This window comes from Methanosarcina baikalica (assembly GCF_031461075.1).
Taxonomy (GTDB): Archaea; Halobacteriota; Methanosarcinia; order Methanosarcinales; family Methanosarcinaceae; genus Methanosarcina; species Methanosarcina baikalica.
The window spans coordinates 1-25,669 of sequence record NZ_JAVKPK010000054.1 but is presented as its reverse complement, the minus strand read 5'-3'; the positions used below and the strand labels follow the sequence as shown (position 1 = coordinate 25,669).

General features: G+C 41.5%; 18 protein-coding genes. 6 read left to right on the top strand and 12 right to left on the bottom strand.

Features of this window, described 5'->3' with window-relative positions:
• Positions 1 to 29: 29 nt before the first annotated feature.
• The 3 genes from RG963_RS12280 to RG963_RS12270 form a co-directional block, all read right to left on the bottom strand.
• Positions 30 to 173: an MFS transporter gene (locus RG963_RS12280; RefSeq protein ID WP_310576572.1), complete on the bottom strand. Its 144-nt coding sequence runs from the start codon at positions 171 to 173 to the stop codon at positions 30 to 32.
• 550 nt (positions 174 to 723) lie between these two features.
• On the bottom strand, positions 724 to 855 hold the full coding sequence (locus RG963_RS12275; RefSeq protein WP_310576571.1) for a MarR family transcriptional regulator: 132 nt from the start codon (positions 853 to 855) through the stop codon (positions 724 to 726).
• Positions 856 to 1,934: 1,079 nt separating this feature from the next.
• Positions 1,935 to 4,499 carry a CHAD domain-containing protein gene (locus RG963_RS12270; RefSeq protein WP_310576570.1) on the bottom strand — a complete coding sequence of 855 codons (2,565 nt, stop codon included), beginning with the start codon at positions 4,497 to 4,499 and terminating at the stop codon, positions 1,935 to 1,937.
• 609 nt (positions 4,500 to 5,108) lie between these two features.
• Here RG963_RS12270 and RG963_RS12265 point away from each other — a divergent pair.
• Complete coding sequence (locus tag RG963_RS12265; protein WP_310576569.1) at positions 5,109 to 6,230, top strand: ORC1-type DNA replication protein; 1,122 nt, start codon at positions 5,109 to 5,111, stop codon at positions 6,228 to 6,230.
• 664 nt (positions 6,231 to 6,894) lie between these two features.
• Here RG963_RS12265 and thsB read toward each other — a convergent pair.
• From thsB to RG963_RS12240, 5 genes are all read right to left on the bottom strand, one after another.
• Positions 6,895 to 8,550 (bottom strand): thermosome subunit beta, encoded by a 1,656-nt coding sequence (gene thsB / locus RG963_RS12260; protein ID WP_310576568.1) that lies wholly within the window; start codon positions 8,548 to 8,550, stop codon positions 6,895 to 6,897.
• 582 nt (positions 8,551 to 9,132) lie between these two features.
• Positions 9,133 to 9,840, bottom strand: a complete 708-nt coding sequence (locus RG963_RS12255; protein WP_310576567.1) for a DUF169 domain-containing protein — start codon at positions 9,838 to 9,840, stop codon at positions 9,133 to 9,135.
• A gap of 31 nt (positions 9,841 to 9,871) precedes the next feature.
• The gene (gene sepS / locus RG963_RS12250) at positions 9,872 to 11,491 is read right to left on the bottom strand and encodes an O-phosphoserine--tRNA ligase (protein ID WP_310576566.1); all 1,620 of its coding nucleotides are present in this window, start codon (positions 11,489 to 11,491) and stop codon (positions 9,872 to 9,874) included.
• Positions 11,492 to 11,719: 228 nt separating this feature from the next.
• Positions 11,720 to 12,352, bottom strand: a complete 633-nt coding sequence (locus tag RG963_RS12245; protein WP_310576565.1) for a haloacid dehalogenase — start codon at positions 12,350 to 12,352, stop codon at positions 11,720 to 11,722.
• A 474-nt stretch (positions 12,353 to 12,826) separates the two neighbouring features.
• Positions 12,827 to 13,099 (bottom strand): UPF0147 family protein, encoded by a 273-nt coding sequence (locus tag RG963_RS12240; protein ID WP_310576564.1) that lies wholly within the window; start codon positions 13,097 to 13,099, stop codon positions 12,827 to 12,829.
• 243 nt (positions 13,100 to 13,342) lie between these two features.
• On the opposite strand from RG963_RS12240, the gene RG963_RS12235 reads away from it, so the two are divergent.
• A complete protein-coding gene (locus RG963_RS12235; protein WP_310576563.1) occupies positions 13,343 to 13,969 on the top strand; it encodes an Sjogren's syndrome/scleroderma autoantigen 1 family protein in 627 nt (208 codons plus the stop codon).
• A gap of 226 nt (positions 13,970 to 14,195) precedes the next feature.
• Here the strand turns inward: RG963_RS12235 and RG963_RS12230 are convergent, their stop codons facing one another.
• Complete coding sequence (locus RG963_RS12230) at positions 14,196 to 16,721, bottom strand: DEAD/DEAH box helicase (RefSeq protein ID WP_310576562.1); 2,526 nt, start codon at positions 16,719 to 16,721, stop codon at positions 14,196 to 14,198.
• A 204-nt stretch (positions 16,722 to 16,925) separates the two neighbouring features.
• Positions 16,926 to 18,749 (bottom strand): glycine--tRNA ligase, encoded by a 1,824-nt coding sequence (gene glyS / locus RG963_RS12225; protein ID WP_310576561.1) that lies wholly within the window; start codon positions 18,747 to 18,749, stop codon positions 16,926 to 16,928.
• Between the two features lie 685 nt (positions 18,750 to 19,434).
• Here glyS and RG963_RS12220 point away from each other — a divergent pair.
• From RG963_RS12220 to surE, 4 genes are all read left to right on the top strand, one after another.
• Positions 19,435 to 20,115: a UPF0228 family protein gene (locus tag RG963_RS12220; protein WP_310576560.1), complete on the top strand. Its 681-nt coding sequence runs from the start codon at positions 19,435 to 19,437 to the stop codon at positions 20,113 to 20,115.
• A 439-nt stretch (positions 20,116 to 20,554) separates the two neighbouring features.
• On the top strand, positions 20,555 to 20,737 hold the full coding sequence (locus RG963_RS12215) for a hypothetical protein (RefSeq protein WP_310576559.1): 183 nt from the start codon (positions 20,555 to 20,557) through the stop codon (positions 20,735 to 20,737).
• A gap of 1,178 nt (positions 20,738 to 21,915) precedes the next feature.
• Positions 21,916 to 22,404 carry a DUF1269 domain-containing protein gene (locus RG963_RS12210; protein ID WP_310576558.1) on the top strand — a complete coding sequence of 163 codons (489 nt, stop codon included), beginning with the start codon at positions 21,916 to 21,918 and terminating at the stop codon, positions 22,402 to 22,404.
• A 359-nt stretch (positions 22,405 to 22,763) separates the two neighbouring features.
• A complete protein-coding gene (gene surE / locus RG963_RS12205; RefSeq protein ID WP_310576557.1) occupies positions 22,764 to 23,567 on the top strand; it encodes a 5'/3'-nucleotidase SurE in 804 nt (267 codons plus the stop codon).
• A 120-nt stretch (positions 23,568 to 23,687) separates the two neighbouring features.
• Here surE and RG963_RS12200 read toward each other — a convergent pair whose 3' ends face one another.
• The gene (locus RG963_RS12200) at positions 23,688 to 23,840 is read right to left on the bottom strand and encodes a hypothetical protein (RefSeq protein ID WP_310576556.1); all 153 of its coding nucleotides are present in this window, start codon (positions 23,838 to 23,840) and stop codon (positions 23,688 to 23,690) included.
• A 60-nt stretch (positions 23,841 to 23,900) separates the two neighbouring features.
• Positions 23,901 to 24,884, bottom strand: coding sequence for a GTP 3',8-cyclase MoaA (gene moaA / locus RG963_RS12195; protein WP_310576555.1), 984 nt, complete (start codon positions 24,882 to 24,884; stop codon positions 23,901 to 23,903).
• Positions 24,885 to 25,669 lie beyond the last annotated feature (785 nt).

Genomic DNA, 25,669 nt, shown 5'->3' with positions numbered 1-25,669 from the left:
GTTAAAAAAGGCATTTTTGTTACAGTCAGTCACAATCCTCTGCCGACAGCCTGCAAAACCCGGAAAAGAATCAGCTGATCGACATTTAATGAAGCTACGTACAGAACGCTTGCAATAGCATAGCCGATAAGGTCGATGAGCAAAATGGGCCTGCGTCCGTATTTATCGCTCAATGGTCACCATACCAGTGTTTCGAGGCTGTAGAAAATGAAAAACAGGATAAGAGTAAGATTTATCTGGTATTCAGGTACATGGAAATACGTAGTCATGGTGGGCAAAGCGGGAAGATAAAGGTCAGTTAACAGGGGCACAAAGGCGCTTAAAATAGCCAAAAAACAATCAGGCCTTTATTACTGAGGTATTTCTGCCTTGTTGTGATGTAATCTGTATTTGAAGAATTACTTATGAAGCTCATTTCATTCTCTCTTTATTGAAACCAAATTTGCGTTGGCGCACCCCGCTGCGAGCATCAGGGTATATTTGTCTCCACCTCTCCTTCTTGTTTCTATTTCATATCATTAGGCATGTCTAAATAGGGAAGTTCGAGGCCCGTTTCATTAAATTTAAGTGAAGCTTTCTGGATTAGTTGCCTGAAAACTTCTTTTTCTTCAGGTGTAAAACTTGAAAGGAGAGTGTCGACAAAATAAATCTATTTTTCCAGAACCACCTCTCTTATTTCCTTCCCCCTTTCAGTGAGATAAACCCTATAAGCCCGAAGGTCATTTATGTCTCTCTGCCTGTACACATCCCTTCTTTTTCCAGGTTCTGGATTGCTCTGGTACTTGTTGCTTTGCTGACTTTCAAGATTTTTGCAAGGTTTTCCTGAGAGATGCCATCCTTACGATATAAAACCATTAAAAAATCAAATTATCCGGTTCCGATCCTGTAAGCTTTGAGTTCCTTTACCATATATGCTAGATGGCTCCGGTAGATGATGGCAATAGGATCGCAGATTTCTCTTGGATCTACCATAATTTTATCCTCTATTTTTATAATGCCGGAAATCTTGTTTTGAAATACTTTTGAGTAATAGTTACTCATGAAACTAATCTTTTACGCGTTTCTGGTGTATATATTAGTTACGCATGAAACGATCTCAGAATGGCAATTAGCAAGTTTGCATAAAATACAAATTAGGGAAATAAAGGTCTAAAAATTATTTATATAAAATATTCAAGGCTTACGCACTTGAGCTACAAAATCAAGTAGAATAACCTTTATGAAAGAACTTAACAAAGCGAGCAAGGGTAAAGAGAGTCCTGAAGTTATATTATTTCTTATGATAACGTTTTGTGAATTCTACGTTAACCCATATAATAACTGCTTGATCTTTCCCCCACTTTTTAGTCTATGCATTCCCCTACTTTTTAGACTATGTATTTTGTTTTCCTAATTGTTACAAAGATATTATAACTATTTTCTTTCAAAAACATTATATACTATTTTTTTTTCGATTAATACTATGAAAGGTAAAAAAACCACATAAACACATAGGCAAAACTGAAAACACTATCTTGAGGCTTTTTACCGTCATTTGCTTTCAGTCTTCTTCTTTTGCTTTCCGAATACAAATATCGCCAATTCTATCTTCCATTATCGGGGTCAACTATCCCGATATTCTGATTCTAAGAACAGAAACACTAAAAAAGGAACATAAGAAGGCGCCGCCAACAGCCATGCTTCGTCAGGTCAACGTAATGTGTGCCGGGATATGTTTACCGGATTTCTACAATTTTCTGGCGCTTCAGAAGTTCTGTGCAAAAAACTATCACAGAGGCCGATACGGTGGTTGCCAGTTAAAGAAGGTTCGGAATACTCGCTATTATTATATAACAGGTATTTTGCGTTCTCAAGTCCGTGGATCTAGTGACCAAAACAATTTCTTAAATTTTGAGTCAAATACCAGAGGCTCTTAAGAACGTTCATAAAGGACTTTAGTACAGGTTTTTCACTGCGCTTTCAATCCTTTCTCTGAAATCTCCATTCCATATTTTTTCCCAGGCATCCTGGAAGTTATCGAGCAGCATTTGAAGTTCCTCTTCCCTGTATGCGAGATAGGTTTCGATTCCGTGAACACCTTCTGAGAATCTGTATTTTCCGGAGGCTTTTTCGTTTTCGGTCGAATCCCATTCCCCGTTTCTCAGGCAGGAATCCAGCAAGTTGACTGCGACCACTGCGTCATGCAGATTTCCAAGGTGGTCCTGGAAAGTTTTGAACTCTTTGATCAGGGTTTTCGTATCTTCTCCAAGCACCCCCTCAAAGAATTCAAGGGTATAACGCATTCCTTTGGCTGCAATTCTGAGCCTATGGAGGCATCCCACAGGAAGGTAAGGCCCTTCAATCCATTCGGAGTAAGCGCTGATGTCAGCTAAACGCGCATAAAGTATTGAAGGAAGAACTTCTCTCACCCTGTGAGGCAAAGCGTCATGTTTCTTGTTAGTTGAAGGAAGGACCAGGGTCTCGGGAGAGGCAAGAGCGTCCGAGAGATTCTTTTTGAAATCGCTGTATTTTTCGCTGTTCAGATAATCAAGCATATTTTTTCTGGCTTTTTCTCTATCTTCCGCAAGCACTGCAAAAAGCTTGTCCAGATCATGTTCATGGCCCGAAGGTAGGGTTTTCAAATATTCTTCTGCTTTTTCCCGGAAAACATCCAGATCTCTTACTTCCCCGAGTGAGCCAAGCGTCTTCCTGAGCCCTTTAAGGTGAGGCTCAAGCTGCCCGGGATCGAGATAAGCCTCAAAAACCCTTGCTGCTGCCCTCATCCTGCGGACTGCAACTCGCATGTCATGCAGTTCTTCGATTTCCTCTCCTTGTATGGTCCCCTTTTCATGGGAGAGCATACAGGAGAATTGAAATGAAAATATCCTGCAGGCAAGCCAGGCCATAGAGTCAGTCGGTTTGACAGTCACTTTTCCCGATAACCTGTATTTCTTCTTTTCTGGTTTTTTTCCCTTTCCGTTTTTTCCCTTTGTTCCGGATTCTTCTCCGGTTGGGACTTTTACTTCTTCAGCAACCTGAGTAAATAGGAGTTTTTTCCCAAAGAGATATTTCCAGAGTTCACTTTTTCTTTCAATCTTTTTTACAGCTTTTTCAGTCTCAATTCCTACCATTTCTATTTCCAGAGCGTCTTCAAGCTGCCTGATCTTTCCTGGCCGGATTCCAGGAGAATCAAAAAGGTCTGCAATCCGCATAATGGCTGCAAGCATCAGGGCTTTATTCTGGAAACCTGGAGGCAATTTTGTATGGTAACCTTTAAGGGTTGAAATAATTTTTTTTTCGTTTATGCACGGGTCCTGCAGTTTCATGATCAGGGCAAGTATTAAAATTTCATGGAGCTTAAGTCCCTTTATGAAATGTGTCAGAAGAATTTCCCTGCTCATACGAGCTTTTTCTTCAGGAAATACCGAAATTCCGATGTCCTTCAGGAAGGCTGAAAGGCCGAGAAGTTTTCTCTCCTCCTGCCCCAGTTCGTGGCATATAAACAGGCCATCAAAAAGAGCAAAAGCATACTCCCTGCTTTTTTCTGCCGTGTTTTTATCTACTCCGTAGTATCCAAGAAGGTTTTCCGGGTCCCATTCCTTAAATTCTACCGATTTCGTTTCCTTTTTTAAAACAGAGCTTCTTTCAGGCTGGAGGTGAAATTCAGGGTCTTTTTCTTTATAAGTTGTAAAAGGAAAAATAGAGAGTCTTTCTTTTTCAAACTTTGAGTACAGGGCTTCTATTTCTGTTCGAGGAACTTTCAGAAGAACACTAAGTTCCTTGCAGTTTTGTCTCTTATCAAGCTCCATGATAATTTTAGCTTGTTTTCCGTATACGTTTTTCTGGGCTGTAAGCTGTGCGCAGAAAGCCCTTTCTCTCAAGCTCATAAATGTTTTCTCAGGAAGGTTTTCCATGAAAAGGAAGGCCCTCTCGAACTTGGAAAAAGGGCTTTCTGTCAGGTTGTAATACTTGAGTAGGAAGCTCCGGATAGCTTCCAGCTCTTCAGGAGTTCCTTCGCTTTTAAGCTCAACTTCAAATTCGTTATAGAGCTTTTCCCTGCCTTTACTTTTCAGGTTCACTCTGTCCAGGTAAGTCTCGGCTATGATTCTTTTTCCCGTTTTTACCTTCCGAATCACCCTTTTCTGTGTGAGGGACAGAAGGGGAAAAAGTTCAAGTCCGGCAGTAAATTCGAAAATCATGTTTCTGATACGGGAATCAGGGCATTCGAGCACAGACATTCCTTCGGGCAGGAAACTGACATATTCCTCTCTCCTGTGGGTTCCGCTTTCGAAGCCCCCCAGGCTTTTAATGGTTACCCACCGGCCGTTCTCTCCATACTCTTTTCTGACCCGCAGATAGTACCCTGTAGCCATAATAGCTTTATCTGCAGTATCAAAAAAAATGTCCTCGATTTGCTGGATTTTGGCTTCCGAAAGGGCGTATGAAGCAAGCCCGGAGAGATTTTCAAGTGCCTGAAAATCTGCTTCTTCCGTTACCAGAAACTTAGACTCTATTTCCATACTCTTTCTCTCCCGTTAATATACACATCACTAATATATTGGCAGTTATCCTTGTTATATTGACAATTACTCTTTTCGCATTATAGCATTAATCTGTACTCATCATTCTTTAGTCATTCTTATTTTAATATTTTTCACATTAAAATTTTTAATATATTTAATCTGTAAAAAGCTCCGGAAATTTTTCTTCTCCAGATTCTCACCTGGTATATTACTTCATTTTTTTTTGCGGATGAAATAGTTCTATTGAATGATAATTCAAAAAAGCTAAATGCAGTAAAACGTATCTATTAAAAATTTAAAAAAAGCACTAGAAATATTTCTCAAAAAGATAGTTTCTTAAAAATTTATATTATTTATATTCAGTCAAAGTTACTAAGATTATATCTAACTTGTTTATATTATTTCTGCATTATTTAATAAAAGGTGGCTTCAATGTTTCGAGGCTTTCCCATTCAAAATACGGAACTGATCTTACTTCCTGCTTCCGTAGTCGGTTAAGTTTCTCTCAAGCCAAAAATGCTTTTACAGCCCTTCGTCTTTCAATATCATTAATGATAATAATACTAATAATAATAATAATAATAATAATAGATGGAGTAACTTCCCTTGACAGGTAACGACATACTACTCTGGGATGAGACACTATTTAAGGATATGTCCGTGCTTGAGCCTGACTATCTCCCGGAATATTTCCCCCACAGAGAGTCACAATTAAACTCGCTCAGGTTTGCGCTCAGGCCAGCCCTGCGCGGCATGCGTCCTTTGAACTGTTTGCTGGTCGGTCCTCCAGGAACAGGAAAGACAAGTGCAGTTATGAAAATGTTCAGGGAAGTTGAGGTTCATGCTCTAGGTGTCGTTGCCGTCAAAGTCAACTGCCAGATTGATTCGACACGCTTTGCGGTAATCTCCAGGATTTACAGGAAACTTTTCGGAATTTCCCCCCCCAATTCGGGAATCGCATTCAGGAAAATCTTTGAAACCGTTGTTAATTCCCTTGTCTCTTCAGAAAAAGTTCTGCTTGTTGCTCTGGATGACCTCAATTATCTCTGTTACGAAGGGCATGCCAATGAAGTTCTGTATTCGCTGCTAAGGGCTCATGAGCAATATCCGGGAACAAAGATAGGGGTAATCGGGATTGTAAATAATACATCTGACCTTTACTGTATAGATTCTAGAGTGAATTCGGTTTTTCTGCCTGAAGAGATATCTTTCCCTAGATATGAGAATGTGGAAATTCTCGATATTCTTAAGGACAGGGTAAAATATGGATTTTATCCGAAGGTAATTTCTGATGAGCTATTGGAACTTGTGGTCTCGTATGTGGAAAAGACAGGAGACCTCAGGGTTGGAATCGATCTCCTTAAGCGCTCCGGTTTTAATGCCGAACGCAGGGGAAACCGTACGATCTCTTCTGAAGATATAGAAAAAGCTTATGAAGCATCAAAACTTCTCCACCTGTGTAGGGGCATAAGCCTCTTATCAGACCCTGAAAAGCAGCTGCTTGAACTAATAGCAAAGACAGATAAGGTTAAAGCTGGAGAACTCTACAAATCCTTTCACGACTTAACACAGCTCGGATATACCCGTTTTTACGGCATGGTCAATAGGCTTCAGGCTCTTAACTATGTAGATGCCGATTTTACAGGCAAGGGCAAGCGGGGGAGGACACGGATAATCAAAACAAAGTATGAAGTAGATGATATTCTAAATTGTCTTAAAAAAGGCTGAGCCAAACTACCTAAATACCTGCTTATTAAGAGCCTAAACCCCAACAATGTTACCCCACAATTCATTGTGGGCGTCCCCGACGTTTCTGTGTTTTAAATCATCTTTTATTCTGATGTTTTTTCTGATGTTTTTCATCTAATTCAGGTCTCTTACTCTGCATGTCTAATCATCGATATCGAAGTGTATCTTAACCCTACTTTGACAGATTTTACTAATTATTATAGTATTTTCATACAAAAAACATGTTGTATTGACACATCACAGTTTAGTAAAATTTCAAATATCAAAAATCAATAAACACATGATATAAATTTTAATTGTATGCAGAAAACAGAAGCATGAAGCCCATTTATACATTATAAAATGTATGCTCCTGTCAAAGTAGGGTTATAATCCTTAAAAAAAGTTTTCAAAAGGCCTGAATAGAGGCTGAAAATAGCTGAAAACAGCTGAAAAAACATCAGAATAAAGGATTAAACGAGATGTAAAAACAAGCCTGAAAAAAGAGAACGGAGATTCACATGGATTTCCGGAAAAACCGAAAAAACAGGTTTTCAGGCTTGAAATCTTTCCTGACTAAAGATTTTAAAAAAGGAGCAGTGGAAAACTGCGCCTTTTTCGGGTTTAGCCAGTAGTTGATTTATTTATCTTATTTTTCAGGAATTTACATCATTCCTGGGGGCATTCCGCCCATTCCGCCCATTCCTGGGGGCATTCCGCCCATTCCGCCCATATCTTCGGGGCCGGCTGTACGGGTAGATGCAATGATATCGTCGATCCTGAGGATCATAACTGCAGATTCGGTGGCTGCGTTAATAACCTGGGTCTTGACTCTAAGAGGCTCAACTACAAAGTTCTTCCACATGTCAACGACCTTGCCTTCGAAAACATCGAGTCCTGCTGTCTTTATACCCTTCTCGTGCTGGGAGCGCAGCTCCATGAGCATGTCAATGGGGTCAAGTCCTGCATTTTCTGCAAGGGTCCTTGGAATAACTTCAAGAGCTTCGGCATAGGCCTTGACTGCAAGCTGTTCTCTGCCTTCGAGGGTTGCTGCATATTCCTGAAGCCTGAGGGCAACCTCAACTTCAGGGGAGCCGCCACCTGCAACTAATTTCTCATCCTCGATTGCAACTGCTACTACACGGAGGGCATCTTCAAGAGCGCTGGTGACACTGTCAACTACGTGCTCTGTACCGCCGCGCAGCAGGATGGTTACAGCCTTCGGGTTGTTGCAACCTGTGACAAAGGTCATGTTGTCGCCGCCAACCTTTTTCTCTTCCACGAGTCCTGCATATCCGAGGTCTTCGGGAGTGACTTCATCCAGGTTGGTGATGAGGTTGCCACCTGTTGCTCTTGCCAGCTTTTCCATATCGCTCTTCTTAACCCTGCGAACAGCAAAAATTCCTGCCTTTGCAAGATAGTGCTGGGCAAGATCTTCAATTCCCTTCTGGCAGAAGACAACGTTTGCCCCGCTACCAATAACCTTCTGGACGATCCTCTTGAGCATCTGTTCTTCCTGATCAAGGAAGGACTGGAGCTGGTCAGGAGATGTTATAGAGATTTCAGCATCTACTTCGGTGTCCTTGAGTTCGATTGCGGTATTCAGGAGAATGATTTTTGCATCCTTAATCTTTTGAGGCATATTGGGGTGGATTCTTTCCTTGTCAATGATCATGCCCCGGATAAGCTCGGAATCTTCTACTCTGCCGCCAACTTTCTTAACAACATTGATATTGTCTCTCTCAACACTGTTCTTTCCATCTGTTGTGTCTACAACGCTTGTGACAGCATCAACTGCAATTTTGGAAAGAAGTTTTTTGGAGGACTCTGCACCCTTTCCGGTCATTGCGGTTTCAGCAATGCTGATAAGCAGGTTCCGGTCGGACATTTCTACTGTCATTGCGAGGGAGTTCAGGACTTCCACGGCTTTTTCGGCTGCAAGCCTGTACCCTGATGCGATGATTGTCGGGTGGATTTCCTGCTCGATTAAATCTTCGGCTTTCTTTAAAAGTTCGCCTGCGACCACAGCTGCACTGGTAGTGCCGTCTCCGACTTCTTCATCCTGGGTCTTGGCTACTTCTACTACCATCTTTGCTGCAGGGTGTTCAATGTCCATCTCTTTGAGAATGGTTGCTCCGTCGTTTGTAATGACCACATCACCCATGGAATCCACAAGCATCTTGTCCATACCCTTGGGGCCGAGGGTTGTTCTGACTGCTTCAGCTACTGCTTTTGCAGCCATTATATTGTTACTCTGGGCATCTCTGCCTCTGGTTCTCTTACTTCCTTCTTTTAAAATAAATATTGGCTGTCCTGCCATAATTTAATCCTCCATTAGTGTGAGTTTAGAATTGCTCTTGAATTAAAATCGCAGTTTACATGTTTGTACTTCTATATAAACTCATCCCGCTGAGGCCTCTTGGATATAGGGATTTTGCTTACTGGTTTTTCTCAAAAAAACAGATGAGATAAATCCGTTTTGCATCGTTTTTTCACAGAACTTTGAAGCGCTTGCTATAAGCGGAAAATATGACAATTGCAGTTTACATGTTTGTACTTCTATATAAACTCATCTCGCTGAGATCTCTGGAATATAGGGATTTTACTCACTGATTTTTCTCAAGAAACGGGTGAGATAAATCCATTTTGTATCTTTTTTCACATAATTTTGAAGTGCGGGCTAAGCGGAAAACATGATAAAATAATCTCTCCGGTGTTATGTCATTTCCTCAAAAGTTTTCTAAAAAAACTTGTCAATCGGATTAATTTCCTCTTCTACTGATTCCTGAAATTATGTCTCTTTATATGCCATCCACTTTTAATTATTCTCAAACTGGGGAAATAGAATCTTCGACTATAGACCTTTTTCTTCCGAAAACTAAGGGACTCTTTCATTAACCTCTTATTCCCTGGTTTTCGGAAGCTTTGAAAGCCCCTCTTCTATTTCTGCTGCTTTCTCAAAAGAAAGTCCAAGTGGAACCTCGAAATCTTCATATGCGCTGTGCTTTCTTGATCCCTTACACCCGAAAGATAGTCCAATGCCTTGTCTGAGTGCAAGTACGGTACAGTCTCCACAGATTGAAGCTGCGCCCATTGTATCCAGCAATGCCCTTTTTCCTTCAGAATAGGCATTTGCCTGGACAATACGCATGGCTTTCTCGGGTTCCAGGAAGAGAATCAGCACGTCAAAATCACCTTTATTCAGAGACAGGGGCTCAACATTTATGGAACAAAATCTTTTTTCCAATCTCGGAAGCGATAAGGCTGCCTTCTCTGCAGCCTGTGAGTCCCTGTACCTGCCGGAGTTCAGGTAATATGCAGCAGGAGTTTCTTCCGATAGGCCCAGCACATAGTCTCCTGGGGAGCAACTCTGCCCCGAGACCCGGAAGACTTTTCCCATACGGGCTTTCTGCACAAGTTCGCAAAAGAGAAAACCGGATTTTCCAGGAAGCTTTTCATTTCCTGAATCGGCTGCTTTTTCTTTGGCTTTCTCCTCTACATCTTTTTCGATTTCGTGCCCTGTTTTGAAGGTTACACACACAGGCTCGCCGGTTTCCATCAGCCTGCTGAGTTCCGGATATACTGAATGAGAGTTTTGCTCTTTTTGCATGTATCGTAATCCAGTTTTTACTATTTTTCTCTCACATGAATTCCGCTTTTACAGATGTGAAAACCGGGCCTCTCATATCTATCTTCTTCTTTTTGCCAGTGATATAGCGCTGAGCAGTCGAACCTATTTTCAGGTTAACTTCCGAGGGAACTTTGGCAATTCTTACCCTGACTATATGTTCGTTCGCTCCTGACATTGCAGCTTCTTCTATTTCCCTGGCAGCCTGGGCTGCAAATGCTTCTATGAAACTAATTCCTGCTCTTGCAGAGTGGTTTTCAAAGGCTTTTTGCCATTTTTTGGTGTTTGGAATTCCTATGATATCTCCCTGATAGGCTACAACCTCGTTGAAAGCAGCAGGGCCGCAGAGTTTCGTATTTTCTTCAGGCTCGATTACGGAAACCTTTACTTTTTTGCCGCATATTTCTCCCTCCCAGGCAGGAAATTCACAGGGACTTGGCTCTTCCCCATACAGTCCGCACTGGGAAACGATAGCACCTGCAATCTCAAGCCCTTCAGGAGTCTCAGGCACTTTATCAACAAAAACCTGTTTTGCAAGGTCACTGTCTGACATTTCCCATTCGCTGTACTGAGGGATCTGCGGATAAGTCAAAGAACGGATGTCTGGAGCATCATGAAGGATCATTGCCAGTCTTTCTACTCCGAGCCCGAGGTTCATGACAGGATATGGGATCTCGTATTCTGCAAGGGCTGTTGGGGAATAAATCCCGAAAGTTGCAACTTCGATCCAGCCGTCCGAATACTTTGAGTTCGAGCCCACAAGTTTCGGGTGGAAAGCAAATACTTCGGTCTGCGTGTCAGGAATATAGTATTTGCTGCGTTTCTCATCGGGTCTGAAAAGGAATTTTTCAAAGCCGAATTGGGAAAGAAGGCCTTCAGCAACGGCTTTCCCGTGGTCAACAGTCACATCCTCATCCATTATTACGCAGGAAGCCGAATAGTAAGTCATGAGCCTTGATGCGTCTTCCTGCTGCTCTCGCCTGAAACAGCGGTCTATTGAGAAAAAGTGGAAAGGAGGCTCTTTCCTTTCCAGGAGGGCACTCAGGGAAATGAACCAGCCGCTTGTCATATGGCTGCGGAGGGTCTTCGTGCTTGCCTGGGGCACAAGTTCTTTAAATTCGGGGAAAACTCTGTCGATCATGTCTGCAACAAGAGCATCTGAGACTCCAAGAATTGATGAAATTTCAGGGACAAGGTCATCTCCTTCAATCTTTCCCTTTTTATATGAATGGAGAACTTGCCTTATTTTATCTATTCCTTCATCACCTACGTTCCCCAGGATATCTGTTACCTGTGCAATCCTTTCGTCGGAAATTCCCACATTCGGTCGGGGCAGCCCTGCAAGGTAGAAACAGCGATCCAGGACTGCGAGAGCTTCGCTTCCGAACTGTTTGTGTACCTCTTTGTCATCTACTATCAGAGGGTTCATCATCTCTTCAAAGCCCATTCTAAGATAGGCTTCTCTAAGTTTCTGGATAGTATCATAGACCGGATGCGCTTTTCCATATTTCAGAGTAGTCCTGGGATAGCGTTCGTTCAGGGTAGGCATCCTGACTAGTTTTTTGCCTTCGTTCCAGGTAAGGTCGAAATTCTCTTTTGCGTCCCTTTTTATTTTTTCAGGATCAAATTTCATGCATATCCTCTTGTAATAGATTATTGAGATTCTAAATTTTCAGTATGTGAAACACTGGTTTATAAACTTTAGATAATTGAAATGTTATACAGTCTTCAAACTATTAAAATAATTATTGAATAAGTCCTATATGAAAGTCCTATATGAGTAAGTTGCAGTTCAAATGCTTGATTCTAACTCATGAGGTTCTGGAGCATTGATCTGCTCGGTGTTTAAACATAGCTTCATCTAAAGCCTGGACTCCAGCTTCCGCATTGCAGTCTCGAGTTTTTTCTGACTAATTGCATTGACAACATCTCCGCGCGTCTTTTCTATCAGGGCGCGGGATACATCGGTCTTTCTTCTGAGTCCCCTGGTTATCGCATCAGGGTAGTCAAAGTCCATAAGCACTGCATGGATATTTTCCATGATCCCTAAAAATACTTCGGCTTTCTCAAAGGATTCTTTCCTTATAAGGTCCAGGACATGCCTTCTAAGCTCCCCGACAACATCTCCGAGCCCGTTAAGGTAAGCCGCATATTCGACTTTCAGTTCTTGAGGAGATGGAATTTTCTTTGCATCTCCTTCTTCCTTCAGCAGGTTGCTGAGGACTGAAACCTCCGAATATTCCTGCTGGGCATGTTCTACAAATCCGGCATGATAAATATCAGCATGCCCCTCGAAAAGGACTTCAAGCTTCTCCAGCGCTTTTCCAGCTGCTTTGATGCTGTGATTTGCCTTCTCAAAGTCCTGCCCGTGCAGGGCGAATGTTGCTGTCCTGCATTCCCTGACAATTTCCCTGGAGATTTTCAATCCATCTTCCCTTACACTGTCCTTGGCCTCGAAATTTTCCCTTATCAGGGCCGAAATTTCTTCAAGCATTCTTTTATACCCCCTTTAATCCTTTTCAGCCTCTACACGATTTAGCTTTTCTATTTGGAAACATTTTTTATATGCATAAACTGATTTTAAGGCTTCTTAAATCCTTACCCCTCTTTCTACCCCTTATTTCCGGCTTTAACCCTTTTGCATTTTGGAACCAGCTTTTAATCCGGCTTACGGCCCTTATTTTAAATTCGTTCCAAAAAAAAGATATAAAAAGAGAAAAAAGGTTTTTCCTTGTCGATATCCCCCAACTTCCTGTAAATAACTTCCAAAACCAGCTTGAAATAGCTAGTAAAATAAGGTTGTCCCTTCCGGCTCTTTTTTAAAATTAGTTGAAGTTTGGGATCTTTTAACAGGATCGTCTCAAGAAACGTACCTGAGCTTCTTTCTTTCCGGGAGCTTACCGCTTCTCAGCTTATGCTCTCGGGCAAATTCTGTTTTTATGGGTTTGACGGGTCTATCCTTATGGCCTTACTCATCTACAGGAATGGTCTCGAGCTGGCTTGAGAGATTCCATATTAAAGTTCTCGTGTGTAGAGGAAGGTTAGGATCGTTGCTTACATCTTCGAGAATGGAAATGCTTGATGCTGCTCTAAGGAAGAGAGGTTCGGATTCTTTGTTCAGTATATCCATAATTTCATTCACGGAACGCCTGATATTTCTTGGAACTGAAGAGTCACTGGTTATGCTGTCTAGGACCTGAAGACATTGTTTGATAACATCTGCTGAATCATTTGATGACATTCGAATCACCTGCGCAGTCAATTATGATGTAAAAATTAGAGCTAATAAATTAGTCTAAGATAGGCTTGTTATATAAAATATTATCGGTGATTTTTGTTGCCGCCTGTATCAGTGTCTACCCACTGTGGTTCTGAATTCACTGCTTTTCCTGTTTATTTGGGATGAAGCTAGCCTCAATACAGGAGCTACAGGAAAAATCTTATAAAATAAGTGAGAAGCTGTGCATAAAGGAAGGTCAGGTACATGGATTCTGAAAAAGATAAAAAAGTAAAGCGAATAGCACGTTTCCTTGAAATGGGGGGCACGATGCTCGCCGAGCACTGTAAAGTCTGCGGAGCCCCAAAATTCCGTTATCAGGGCACAGTAATCTGCCCTATATGTGATGTTCGGGAAGAAGAGGAAGCCCAGGAACCAGCTGCAGAAGTCCAGGTTCCTGAAACCAGACCGTATACAGAAAAAGACAGGCCCTCTTTTGAGACTAAAAAAAGAGTCCCGGCACACAGGCAAAAACCACGGTTCGGGCTGAAAACCTCTGAGGATACAGACGAAGAGGAAAAAGCTATCGAACCGCTAGAAAAAGAAATAGAAGAAATTTCTAAAATACCTTCCGAAAGAGAGGAAACAACACGTACAGCGCCTGCAGCCTATGCAGTCCAGGCTACACCCGTAAAGAAAGAGGAAAAACCAGCAGGAACATCGAAGCTGTTCGGGGATCATGGAGACCGGAAAGTACTGGAGAACCTTCTCTTTAAAAAAATGGTCAGCATTGCAACCTCCCTTCAGGACGAAACAAATCCTCATAGTATTGCTGAAGACTTTGAGCTAATCGAAAAAGGCCTTAAGCTCATAGAGCACTTGGGGCAGCTGTAAAAGTAACGGTAAAAGAAAAGAAGAGATTGAAAAGTATTAATTATAGATAAACAAGCAAGGGGAGAGAAAGCAGGAAAGGAAAAAGAAAGGAATTAAAGTAAAGGAAATAAGGTTGAATAAGGGAAGATAAGGTTGAATTAGGAAAATAAGGTTGAATTAGGAAAATAAGGTTGAATAAGGGGAAAAAGAAGAACAAGGATCTGTTTAAACATTACATTATCTTTCTTTACCCTTTATACGGACTCTCAAGGATTTCCCTTATTCTGGCTGCTGTTTTTGGTCCTATTAGTTTTACTTTTTTGAGTTCTGCGAGGTCAGCCTTCATAAAAGCCTCGACTGAGCCGAAGTGCAGAAGCAGGTTTCTTGCGGCTTTTGGCCCTATGTTCGAGATCGAAGAGATGAGATATTCCTGCTGTTCGGCAAGAGTACTGGCTGACTTTTTCCCATGCGGATTGACATCACGTTTATTTTCAGTCTGTTCACGTTTTGCAAGTATTTTTAAAATCGCAGCCGTCTCCTCCTCGTCTCTTGAGTAAAGAATTGATATTCTAAAGTCAATTGCAATTGATATCAGGGAGCCGTAGATGGCATTCGGATTGAGCTGCCTGGAAGTGAAAAGGTCTCCTCCTTCAATGATAAGGACCGGTTTTTCATACACTCTTGCAAGATCCGAGAGCTGGGCAAAAAGATTACGCTTGCCATCAATAAGGGAACTTGCAAAGTCGTCCGTTCGCTTTCTCTCTACAGCCAGGCGGTCGCTTACAACGTAATCCCCTATCTCAAGAGCTGCAAAACTCAGTCCCATGCCGAGTCTGTCCAGAGTCTTTGCAACTCCGCTCTTTGTTTCCCTGTGATCGATAACTATTCTGAGAGGCACGGTTCCGGGTTCTATTTCGGACGATTCCATTCCGGGTACTTTTGTTTTATATGCGGATTCCTTTCCGGAAAGGGTCTCGAAATCTATAAGGGTTTTTTGTCTTTCTTTCTCTTCCTCGTTCTCTTCCTCTTTACTCTCTTTACTTACCCTGTCGCAATCTAAGTCTACAGCCGTATCCGTGGGATCTATAGTCAAATCCCTATTTTCATGCCGAGCTCTTTCTTTCTCCTCGCCTTCAATTTTTTTTCCCCCAATATCGGAAATAACAGCCCGGGATTCAAAATCAGAAAGTTTTGAACCTTTCTTTGAGCCTGTAGGGCCCAGAACAGCTTCAAGCCCATGCATGCTGTTTAACATCTTCTTTTCCTTGTTTTTGCTGCTCCAGTAATAGGCTTCGTCTCTTGTGTTCTTTGTAACCAGCACAATTACTCTGCCTTTATGCTGTCTGCCTGTCCTGCCCTTACGCTGGATGCTCCTAATTTCCGAAGGGATTGGTTCGTAAAATAATACTAGGTCCGTGGAGGGGATGTCAAGCCCTTCTTCGGCAACTGAAGTAGCTACAAGTACGTTATATTCTCCTGCCCTGAATTTATCAAGAATTTCTCCCTGCTGTTTCTGTGTAAGCCCTTTGTCCTTATAGCGCGAACCCTGTCCCACAAACCGGATAGGAACAACTCCCGGAATTCCGGAAAGGGCATTTACCACTATTTCTGCAGTGTCCCTGTAGTTCGTAAACACAATCACCCGGGAATCAGGGCTTCCTTCAAGCTGTTCGGATACGATTTTCCGGGCAAGCTCGAGTTTTGGATGTTCCACATCACATTCCTTTACCCTATAAAGGGCTTTTCGCATGTAGAGGTCGTCCATGAGTCTTTTTGCAGCCTTGGTCGCACTGCTTGAAGAGGCTTCAGCATCCAGCTTTTCCAGATACTTTCTGAGGGTTTCAAGCCCCTGTGTCTCCACCATCTCCACAGCATGGTTCACTTTCATCATCTCAGCGACCACAGACATGGCAGTAAAAATCTTAGGGTCTCCTCCCATGCGGATTTCACCCTGGAGCTGTTTCTGGAGAAGCAGAAGGTCTTTTTTGGAGACATATTTCCCGCTGCCTGCAGAAAAACCCAGGTCCCTTATGGTTCCGAGCCTGTCATCAAAAATTTTTTCAAGATAGCTCCGGATTTCGGCCATCTCGGCAGGGAGCTGGACCTGAAACCATTCTATTTCTTTTTCCTGAACATAAGGGAGAACATCCCTATCTCTCTCAGTTTTCACGGCTACATTTTCAACATGTAAAGCCTGACAAACCTCAGAGATTTTCTCGTCTGAACTTCCGGGGCTTGCAGTAATTCCGAGCACATGGGGATTTTTTGCGCTCTCGAAGTACTTTTCGGCAATAAAGGTATAGGCATAATTCCCGACTGCCCTGTGGGCTTCATCAAAGGTAATGTGGCTTACATCCTCAAGGCTGATCCTTTTTGTAAGAAGGTCATTTTCAATCACCTGAGGAGTGGATACTATCAGCTTTCCCTGTGCCCAGAGTCTTTCCCGTTCTGCAGGGGCAACGCTGCCTGTAAAAGCGAGAACCTCTTCTTCGGGAAGGGTCATCACCTTTTTAAAAAAAGCGGTATGCTGCTCCACAAGAGGTTTTGTAGGAGAAAGTATCAGGACTTTTCCCCCGAAGCGCTGAAGCCTGGAAGCAATTACGAAAAGAGCTATAATGGTTTTTCCGAGCCCTGTAGGGAGTACAACCAGGCTTGACCCTTCAAGTGCTTTCCCTGCAAGGTTCAGCTGGTAAAGCCTCTGCTCAACGGTGTCGGGTTTTATCAGGGGGTGCTTCATGCATGCTAATTTCTCAGGAAAAAGGCTCTCGTTCATTTTGTTCCGGGATTATTTTATTTCAGGATTATTTTCTTCAGGAGCAATCTGTTCAGGTCTTTCTTGTATTATAAAAGAGCAATAAAATTAAAGTTTTGCTGCAGGCTTCTCAGCTTGCAGCCCTGAAAATTGAGATTAAGGGGAAATCTCATATCTCACATGCCCAGGTTTTTCACATTCGCGTCCAGCCCTGGTTTCAGTATTTCAGAAATTAAAGGGCTTGCCTGTGGATTCAAAATCTCTGCCCCTGTAAATAAGCTCGTAAAGCACGTTTTCAATTCCTTTGATCGGAGCCCGGATCTGGCGCATGGAGTCCCTGTCTCTTATGGTTACAGTGCCGTCTTCAAGGGTATCATAGTCCACGGTAACGGAGTAAGGCGTCCCGATTTCGTCGTTTCTCCTGTAGCGTCGCCCGATGGTTCCTGAGTCGTCGTAGTTGACAAGCAAGGTCTTTTCTCTCAATTTTGCAATGATTTCCTTTGCAGGGTCTGCAAGCTCTTTCCTGGTAAGGAGCGGGAGAACTGTTACCTGCACAGGGGCAACTGCGCTTGAGAAGTGCATCACAAGGCGGATTTCCTCTTCGCTCTCGGCGTCTTTTTCGTCCTTTATTGCTTCGGATTCATTTCCGGCTTCTTCTGTACCTTTAAGCCCTGATTCGGCTGCCTTCTGAGCCACGTTTTCTTCATCAAAGGCGTGCTCCATGACACCATAAAAGATTCTGTCAATACCATAGGAAGGCTCAATTACATGAGGGATGACGTTTTCTCCGCTGACTTTTACAGTTTCTTCAGCAAAGCTCACCATATCGGAGCTGACTGTCAATTCTTCCCCGCCCACGGTAATTTTGATTTCATTTCTCGAAAGCTCCTCTTCAGAAAGTTGTTTTAAGGCATCTGCGACGGCTTTTGCTTTGCCCTTAAAGACCGGGCCGAGCTTGCCCATATTTGGCTTCACGGCAAACCGGGTAACCATTTTCGGCTCGTCATACTCAACGTAAACGTAAAGCTCGGTCTTGCTGACTCTTGCATGGGCTTTGAGGTCATAGTCAGTCCTGTCGGCAATTCCCACGATTTCGACCCAGCCGAAGCGGTCTGTCTCGATCTCGGCATCCCAGCAGTCGATTGCGTAATGCGCCATCTCGTCTTTCAGGTGCTGCCTGAACCTGAGTTTTGCAGGATTGATTCCTACTTTTGTCAGGAATTCGTTTGTGAGTGCTATATTGTAGCCCAGGACTTCGTGTGCAATAACTCCGGCTTCCACGGCTTCCCGCACAGTCATCCTGAAAGATTCACCTTTCTGCTGTGCCTCCTGCGAATAGAGCACAAGTTCTCTGTCAGCAAAACGTTCGAAGTTGGGGTGCTTCTTGTTCCTGGGGTCAACAAAGATCTCGCACTCGGCCTGTGTAAATTCCCTGAGCCGGATGACTCCCTGCCTGGGTGCAATTTCGTTTCTGTAGGATTTTCCTATCTGCACTGCCCCAAAAGGCAGCTTATCCCTGTAGAACTTAGACAGCCTCTGGAAGTCCACGAACATCCCCTGCGCCGTTTCAGGCCTGAGGTACCCTTGCCTTCCGGTGCCAGGTCCGATTGTGGTCTTGAACATCAGGTTAAACTCATAGGCTTCCCCGAATTCTCCACCGCACTCCGGGCATCTGACCCCGTTTTCCTTTATGACATTAGTAAGGTCTTCTGCACTCAGGGTTCCTGCCGCACTCATTACATTTTCTACAAGGTGGTCAGCCCTGAATGCCTCTTTGCAGTTCATGCACTCGCACAGGGGGTCTGAAAAGCCACCAACGTGCCCGGACGCAATAAAGACGTCCTCGATCCCTATTGTCGGGCACTCGATCTCCATAAACCCTTCCTGGATCACGTAAAATTCTCTCCAGGTCTGCTCGATCCGCCTCTTCAGCGTGCTCCCAAGAGGCCCGTAATCATAAAACCCGCGGCTTCCGCCATATAATTCAAAGGAGTTCCACAAAAACCCCCGGCGTTTAGCCAGTTCGAATACCTTCTCGTATTTGTCCATGTTATAAATCCTCGTAAAATTGATTGTGGATATCAGATAAACGCAAATTCTTGACTCGTCTGAAATATTAGATGGATAAAGGGAATCATTATATTAAATTTGCACTGCTCTTGGGCGGGTTGAAGAGGTTTTGGGTTTATAAATATGATTGTGAAAATACATGAAATTTTAGACTTTTAATATAAGATTTTTTAAAGAAAGAATTTGAGCAGCCGGATATAATTTTAAAGAAAATGAACTAGTCACAGAATACAAACATTATATCTTATTCTTTAAAATTAATATGATGTTAAATTATTTACATTATTAAATAATATTTTAATACTAAAAATCAAACAATGTTTTTTGCCATTCCTAAAAATCCATCATAATCAGATTGTATATGATCTAAGGTTCCATTGCAAAAAAATATTTCTGCAATTTGACACTACAATTTTCACCTTTGTGTATCATTTTCCCCCGAATAAAAATGAGTACCTTTCCGAATTGTGACGGCGTTCACTCCTTTTGTGAAAAAGCCAGATTTTTTGCAACGGAATTTTTATATGTAAATAGTCAAAAATAGGGGTTTATCGAAATCCTCAATGTAAATTTTTCAAAATCTCAAAGGATACTCGTTATTACATATCTATACAATTTTTTAAGCTATGTGAAACTAAAACATGCTATCCCTAGAAGTGGTAAAATGAATAAAATTAGAAAGGAAATCGCTGCCCTTATTGTTTTGCTGATTCTCGTATTTTTGTGGGCACTCTCTACACAAACTTCAGTTAATACATCTACACCAGTTAATGCATCTACACTAATTAATACATCTATGCCAGTTAATACATCTACACCAGTTAATACATCTACACCAGTTAATACATCTACACCAGTTAATACAACTCCGGATCCTGAATCGCAAGTAGGTGGTATGGCTATTCAATTTAAAGATGGAATTTCTGAAGCAGAAGTTAAAGCCATTCTTCAAAACTATAGTATGATTAGGAACTATAGAATAACATATGACACTAACTACACGGAAAAATATTACATAATGGTGGACAAAGATAAAATAACGGATGTACAAAGTAAACTTGAAAAAGAGAAAACTTGGACTGAACCTACTCCTGCAATCAAAAAAGGAAATTATTACATAATTACAATATCTGAACGAGTTATTCATAATAAAAATTTTATTATGATGCTAAGTAAATATAATCTTCAATTGGAAAAGTTTGTTTGGTGTGATATCCGTTTTCTTTATAGTGATGGCCCCCTGACGTATTGGATTCCAAAAGAAGATGCAATAAGGATAAAAAATGAGCTTGAACAAAATCAAAATATCTTTATTGTACGTCTTAGTTATATTTATTCGTCTTAAAGCCCATCAAAGTGGGCAGTGTGCCAATTTTATTACCCTATTTTTTCGATCTCTTGCTTGTATACCCTAGTCTGAACTTGTATTTTGTCTTCTTTTGCTATCAATATTCAGGTTCTTTCTCATGCCCAGTGACTAAAATGTTGATCGGAGCTTTCGTATATTATTTACTCGTTCATATAAAATTCTCTTATACAAGCCCAACAGCTTTTAATATCACAAGCTTCTAAAGCTAGAGTCGGTGGGGTAGATAATGCATTTTCGATATGGAGATGCTTCTTTGAGATTACGTTGGATAGTGTATGCTATGCAAGGTACTTTCGAACATAAAGTGCCTTTTGAGATATCGTTGGATTTGTAGTAAATATTCAGGGCATTTTTTAACAGGGGATGCTTTGAGACGACTCTGAATAGAATACATTATCAGTGGGGTTATGATAAAATGCTATTAAAGAGTTTAAAAGAAATAGTAAAGACCGTGATAGGAAAAAGGACTTTACATAAGGAAAAGATTATAGAGATAACTGACTGGCTCCATCATCTGGAGTTTCTGATAATAAGGGTGATGCTGTTTGCTATAGGTACTCATCACCTTTATGTGTATACAATGAAAACTGTATTCTGAGTTTGCAGTTTACACCATCTCTTAGATTTGCCTCCCTCCCAAAGTAAGAAAAACTATTTGCCACCAAAAAAATTGTTTTCGGGTCAAAATTAGGGGGACCCGATGGGGAGGTGGCAATGATTAGTTTAAAATTAGGAGGAAGATTGTCGGTATTTACTCAGGTTAGGACTTACGCAGTTGAATTGAAAAATCGTAAACTTGAGGTCCTGGGCTGTTAAAACATAGTGTTTTTTCAAAAACTCAGGTGTATCAGGTTCCATTCCTCAACTGCGTAAGTTGTCTCCGGAAAATGAGGGTTAATTTCATAAATTCTCAAGCTAGGGAGAAACAAACATCAGAAGAATTGAATGCCTGATGACTCAACTACTTTATTTGATGCCTCACCTGTTTCAAAAGTCATCAGGTCAAAAGAATCGCTCTCAGATTGTAAAAAGGTCCTTTAAAGGTTCTTTCGCGGATTAAACACTTTTGGAAAGAAATATCCTTTGATTAAAGAGAATCAGGGCTCAAATATATCAAAAAGCAGCCCTTAAGTTCAATTTCTCTTTTTGTGGCATTTTTCCTTTCTTTTTTGCCAGTTTATTTTTAGGCGTGTCGTAATTTTTCAATTTCCAGAGAGTTGAGATGTTTCCACTTGATTGTAAAAATCTTACAAACTTATTTACTCCTTGGTAATTAATGTTCTGTAGTCGAGGATATTTTAGTCCAAAAATTATGTTTTGTTTTTGCGTATGATTATAGAACTTTTGAAGTTGAACTGATAAATCAGCAGCGTGAACCTTCAAAGTATCTAAATTGTAATATTTATAACAAGTTTGTTCGTATTTTATTTCCCTTCTAAAGTGCGTAATACATATATAATATTATGACATTTTTTACCTGGGTGGCTTCTGTAATAACCAAGCATGGAGAAACCTATACTCTCAAAATGAGCATGGGTCTGTGAACCGGCAGGGGTTACCCGGGGTTATGACGCAGGAAACAACAAAGTCCTTAGCGTTGAGTTCATTGTTATCATTAATCGGATTCAAAACTTCGTAAAATGAGGTCCAGAACTTTTTGTTCTCTCTATGAGGTTGTTTCTATTGAATCTCAAATGGTAACCTGTGCTCTTAAACTAAGGCGATCAGCATCATAATTTTGCATAAATCGAGAATGAAAAAGGAGATGCTCGAAACATGAGTGAATTGATTGTTTTTGCATTTTCGAACGATAAAGGCGCATCTGAAATGGATGAAACCATCCAGCGTCTTAAAAAGGAGCAGTTAATCACACTCGATGACGCTGCAATTGTCGTTCGTAACCATGATGGTAAGGTCAAGGTAAAGCAGGCGGTAAACCTTGTAGGCGCAGGTACGGTGGGTGGAGCATTCTGGGGTATGTTGATTGGACTGCTTTTCTGGATGCCCTGGTTGGGCCTGGCAATTGGTGCCATTACCGGTGCAATTTCAGGTAAACTATCCGATTACGGAATCAATGACGACTTCATCAAGGAAGTTGCTGAAACCATCGAGCCCGGTGGATCTGCCCTCTTCCTGTTGATCTCAAAATGGACTGAGGATAAGGTTCTTGATGAACTAAGCAAATTTAACCCTAAGGTAGTGCGCACTTCGCTTTCCAAAGAAGAAGAACACAAACTTAAAGCTGCTTTTGGCGCTGGCGAGTAACTAAGGATCTGTAACCTAATAATATTCAATCCAGATATGATTTTTTAACATTTATCATATCTAAATATTCACTGTGGGAGTCAGTTACTGAAAATCGTAATCACAAGAAGATCTCTCAAATCTGACCAGGCAAGATGAATATGCTTGTTTTGTCAGATTTGATCAATAACCCCCACAATCTATTTTTTATTGTTTTATATTTGGTCTTTATTTATGACGTTTATTTCCACTATATTCTTCTACACTATTCTGAAACAGGGTTAATTCCAAATATAGTTGTTAATTTTGGCAGTGATTGGTTTCTTCCGGGTTTTCATTTCGTGCAGCTTTTCCATTAATTTTAAATTATCCTGCAACTTATGGGAAGGCTGATGGCCCCAAAAATTCTTGTTACCAATGATGACGGTATTTATTCCACAGGTTTGAAAGCTGCCTTTGATAGTGTTTCGGATCTAGGAGAAGTTACGATTTCAGCCCCTGCTGTCCAGCAGAGCGGGGTCGGACGTTCGATTTCTATTTTTGAACCTCTTCGGATCACGAAGACAGATGTAGTAGGCATACCTGCCTATGCTGTGAGCGGAACTCCTACTGACTCTGTAATTCTTGGTATCTTCACTATTCTCAAGGAGCTGCCTGACCTGGTGCTCTCTGGCTTTAATATTGGAGAGAATATAAGTACGGATACGATTACAACTTCAGGGACTATCGGAGGAGCCCTTGAAGCGGCAAGCTATGGCGTTCCTGCAATTGCAGCCTCCATGCAGGTGCTTGATGAAGGACAGAAATTCGATGATCCAAGGGACTACCATAGAGAGCGTTTTGAGGCAGGGATCAAAATAGTAAACAGAGTTGCTCGAAACGTCCTCAGACATGGAATGCCGGAAAATGTGGATCTCCTGAATATCAATATTCCTTACCATGCCGAAGAAGATACGCCTATAGAGATAACCCGCCTTGCACGAAAAATCTTTAAAACCGATGTTGAAGAAAGGCATGATCCCAGGGGCAGGCCCTATTACTGGATTGCAGGAGACCTGATCCGGGAAGAAAAAGAAGGGACTGACGTGCACGCTATCATGCAGAAAGGGCATGTTTCAATAACCCCGATTTCCCTGGACTCAACTGCCAGGGTAGAGTTTTCGGAGATCGAAAAATATCTCTAAAAAAGTCTCTCTAAAAAAGTCTCTCTGAATTGTAATATTACTCTGAAAAAGCAAGAGCCGGTCCCGGAGGGAATACTAATTTTTTTCTTTTTTCCGGAAAACTCTTTTTTCTTTTTCGACTTAATCTTTTTCAATGTGAATGGAAATTTCCTTCCATCCACCTTCAATGGTGTGAAGAGTTTCGACCATTGACTGAATAACGTTTCCTATGATTTTCTGGACAAACTCATTCATTGGGATTTTCCTGCCGTCTACTAAAAGCTCGATTTTCACTCTTTTCCTCCTTGTTGTTTTATTTACTTTTGTATCAACCTTTTTCTCTCTGATCTTTCTTTATTTAAGAACGCTAACAGAATTGCAATACGGTTTCCTTCGGCTTACCGCAAGTTTGAGCAGTTTTTCTATTTCTTCGGGGCTTTTTGCATCCCTTACATCCACCAGGTTGTCGTTTACCAGCAGGCAGGGTTTGAACTTTCCGTCTGCAGTGACCCTGAGCCTGCTGCAGTGGGCGCAGAATTCCGAGTTGTCCATGGGGCGTACGAACTCGATTTCCACTCCATCAATGATGTATTTTTTTCGATGGTGGAGATGCCGAACCCTTATCTCGCTTGCTCTCTCAGCCAGATTTTTTTCGAAGGCTTTTGAGTCAATCATATACTTCGTAAGTTCAGGATCAATATCCATAAGCTCGATTAATTGCAGGATAACTTTTCCTTTATATGGCCGAATAAAGTCCATCATAGAATCAATTTCGTTGTCATTTACACCTTTTAGGAGCACCATATTCAGCTTCACAGGAGTCAGTCCAGCTTCAACTGCGCTATCAATGCCTTTAATAACTTTTTCAAGAGATCCCGACGGGGCTCCGGTAATTGCTTCATATTTTTCGGGAACAAGAGAATCGAGGCTTACGTTTACCCTGTCCAGGCCCGCAGCTTTCAGGGTTTTTGCACGTTTTTCAAGCAGGATACCGTTTGTAGTTGCAGAGACTTCTTTTAAGGGGGGAAGGCAGGCCAGGATATCTTCAAAGTCCTTCCGAAAAAGCGGTTCGCCTCCTGAAAATTTTACTTTGCGAACCCCAAATTTTGCGGCTTCCCTGACAATGCCACAGATCAGTTCCGGGCTCATCTCGTGCCCCACGGGGCCACAGGTGCAGCAGTCTGCTCCTTCATTATGGCAGTACATGCAGGCAAGGTTGCACTTTTCCGTGATGGATATACGAAGTCCCGTCACCTTTCGCCCGTAAGGGTCCTCAAGAACTTTTGTTGGACTTTCTTCCGTAACTTCAGCAGTTTTTCCCGGATTTTTCTGCTTCATGACTAGTTAAAATCCCCTTTTAAATTTTGATATGCAATTCTCTATAATTCACATTCAATTCACATTTCCAGCCCTATTTTTTGGACCACTTGATTGGACAAAAATATAATATGAAGGATGATCTGTTCGTCAAATTAATCTGACTTCAAATATAATTGGCTCTTTTGAGGCCGAATTCGGAATGTTAATACTGATATAAATAATGTGGTTATTATTGGAATCAGGAATTATATAAAAAATGCTATACTAAAATAAAGAGTGCCTTTTTTCAGATTATATAGCAGGTGTCCTCTTCTTTTTACTTAAAGCTAATGTACATGGACGCCGCTGATAAAACTCTTATTTTTTAAAAAAGCAGTCATTTGACATAATCTGTTTGCGAATAAGAGTCTACTACAGTTAAAACCTGGGAGCTCAAGGTGAAGAGATATTCTAAAAACAGAACTGTATATATTGAAATCCAAACGTAACTTATTTCAATTATCTCAAACGTTCGGTGAATTTTCCACTTTAAAAATGTTATAAAAACTTTCTAAATAATGGTTAAATTTTAACTTTGTGCGGAGAGTGTATCTAACTCTCCGGCACATAGGTTATGTTTTGGCCTATTGAGTATGCTTATTCTCAGTTGGTCTTGTCGTCAGAGTTTACCGGTTCAGTATCTACAGTTTCTTTTGCATCACATTTTGCAACATCTTTCGAGTCTACAGTTTCTTCGGTGCCAGCTTCTGCAACTTCTTCCGTGTCTACAGATTCTTTTGCATCACATTTTGCAACATCTTTCG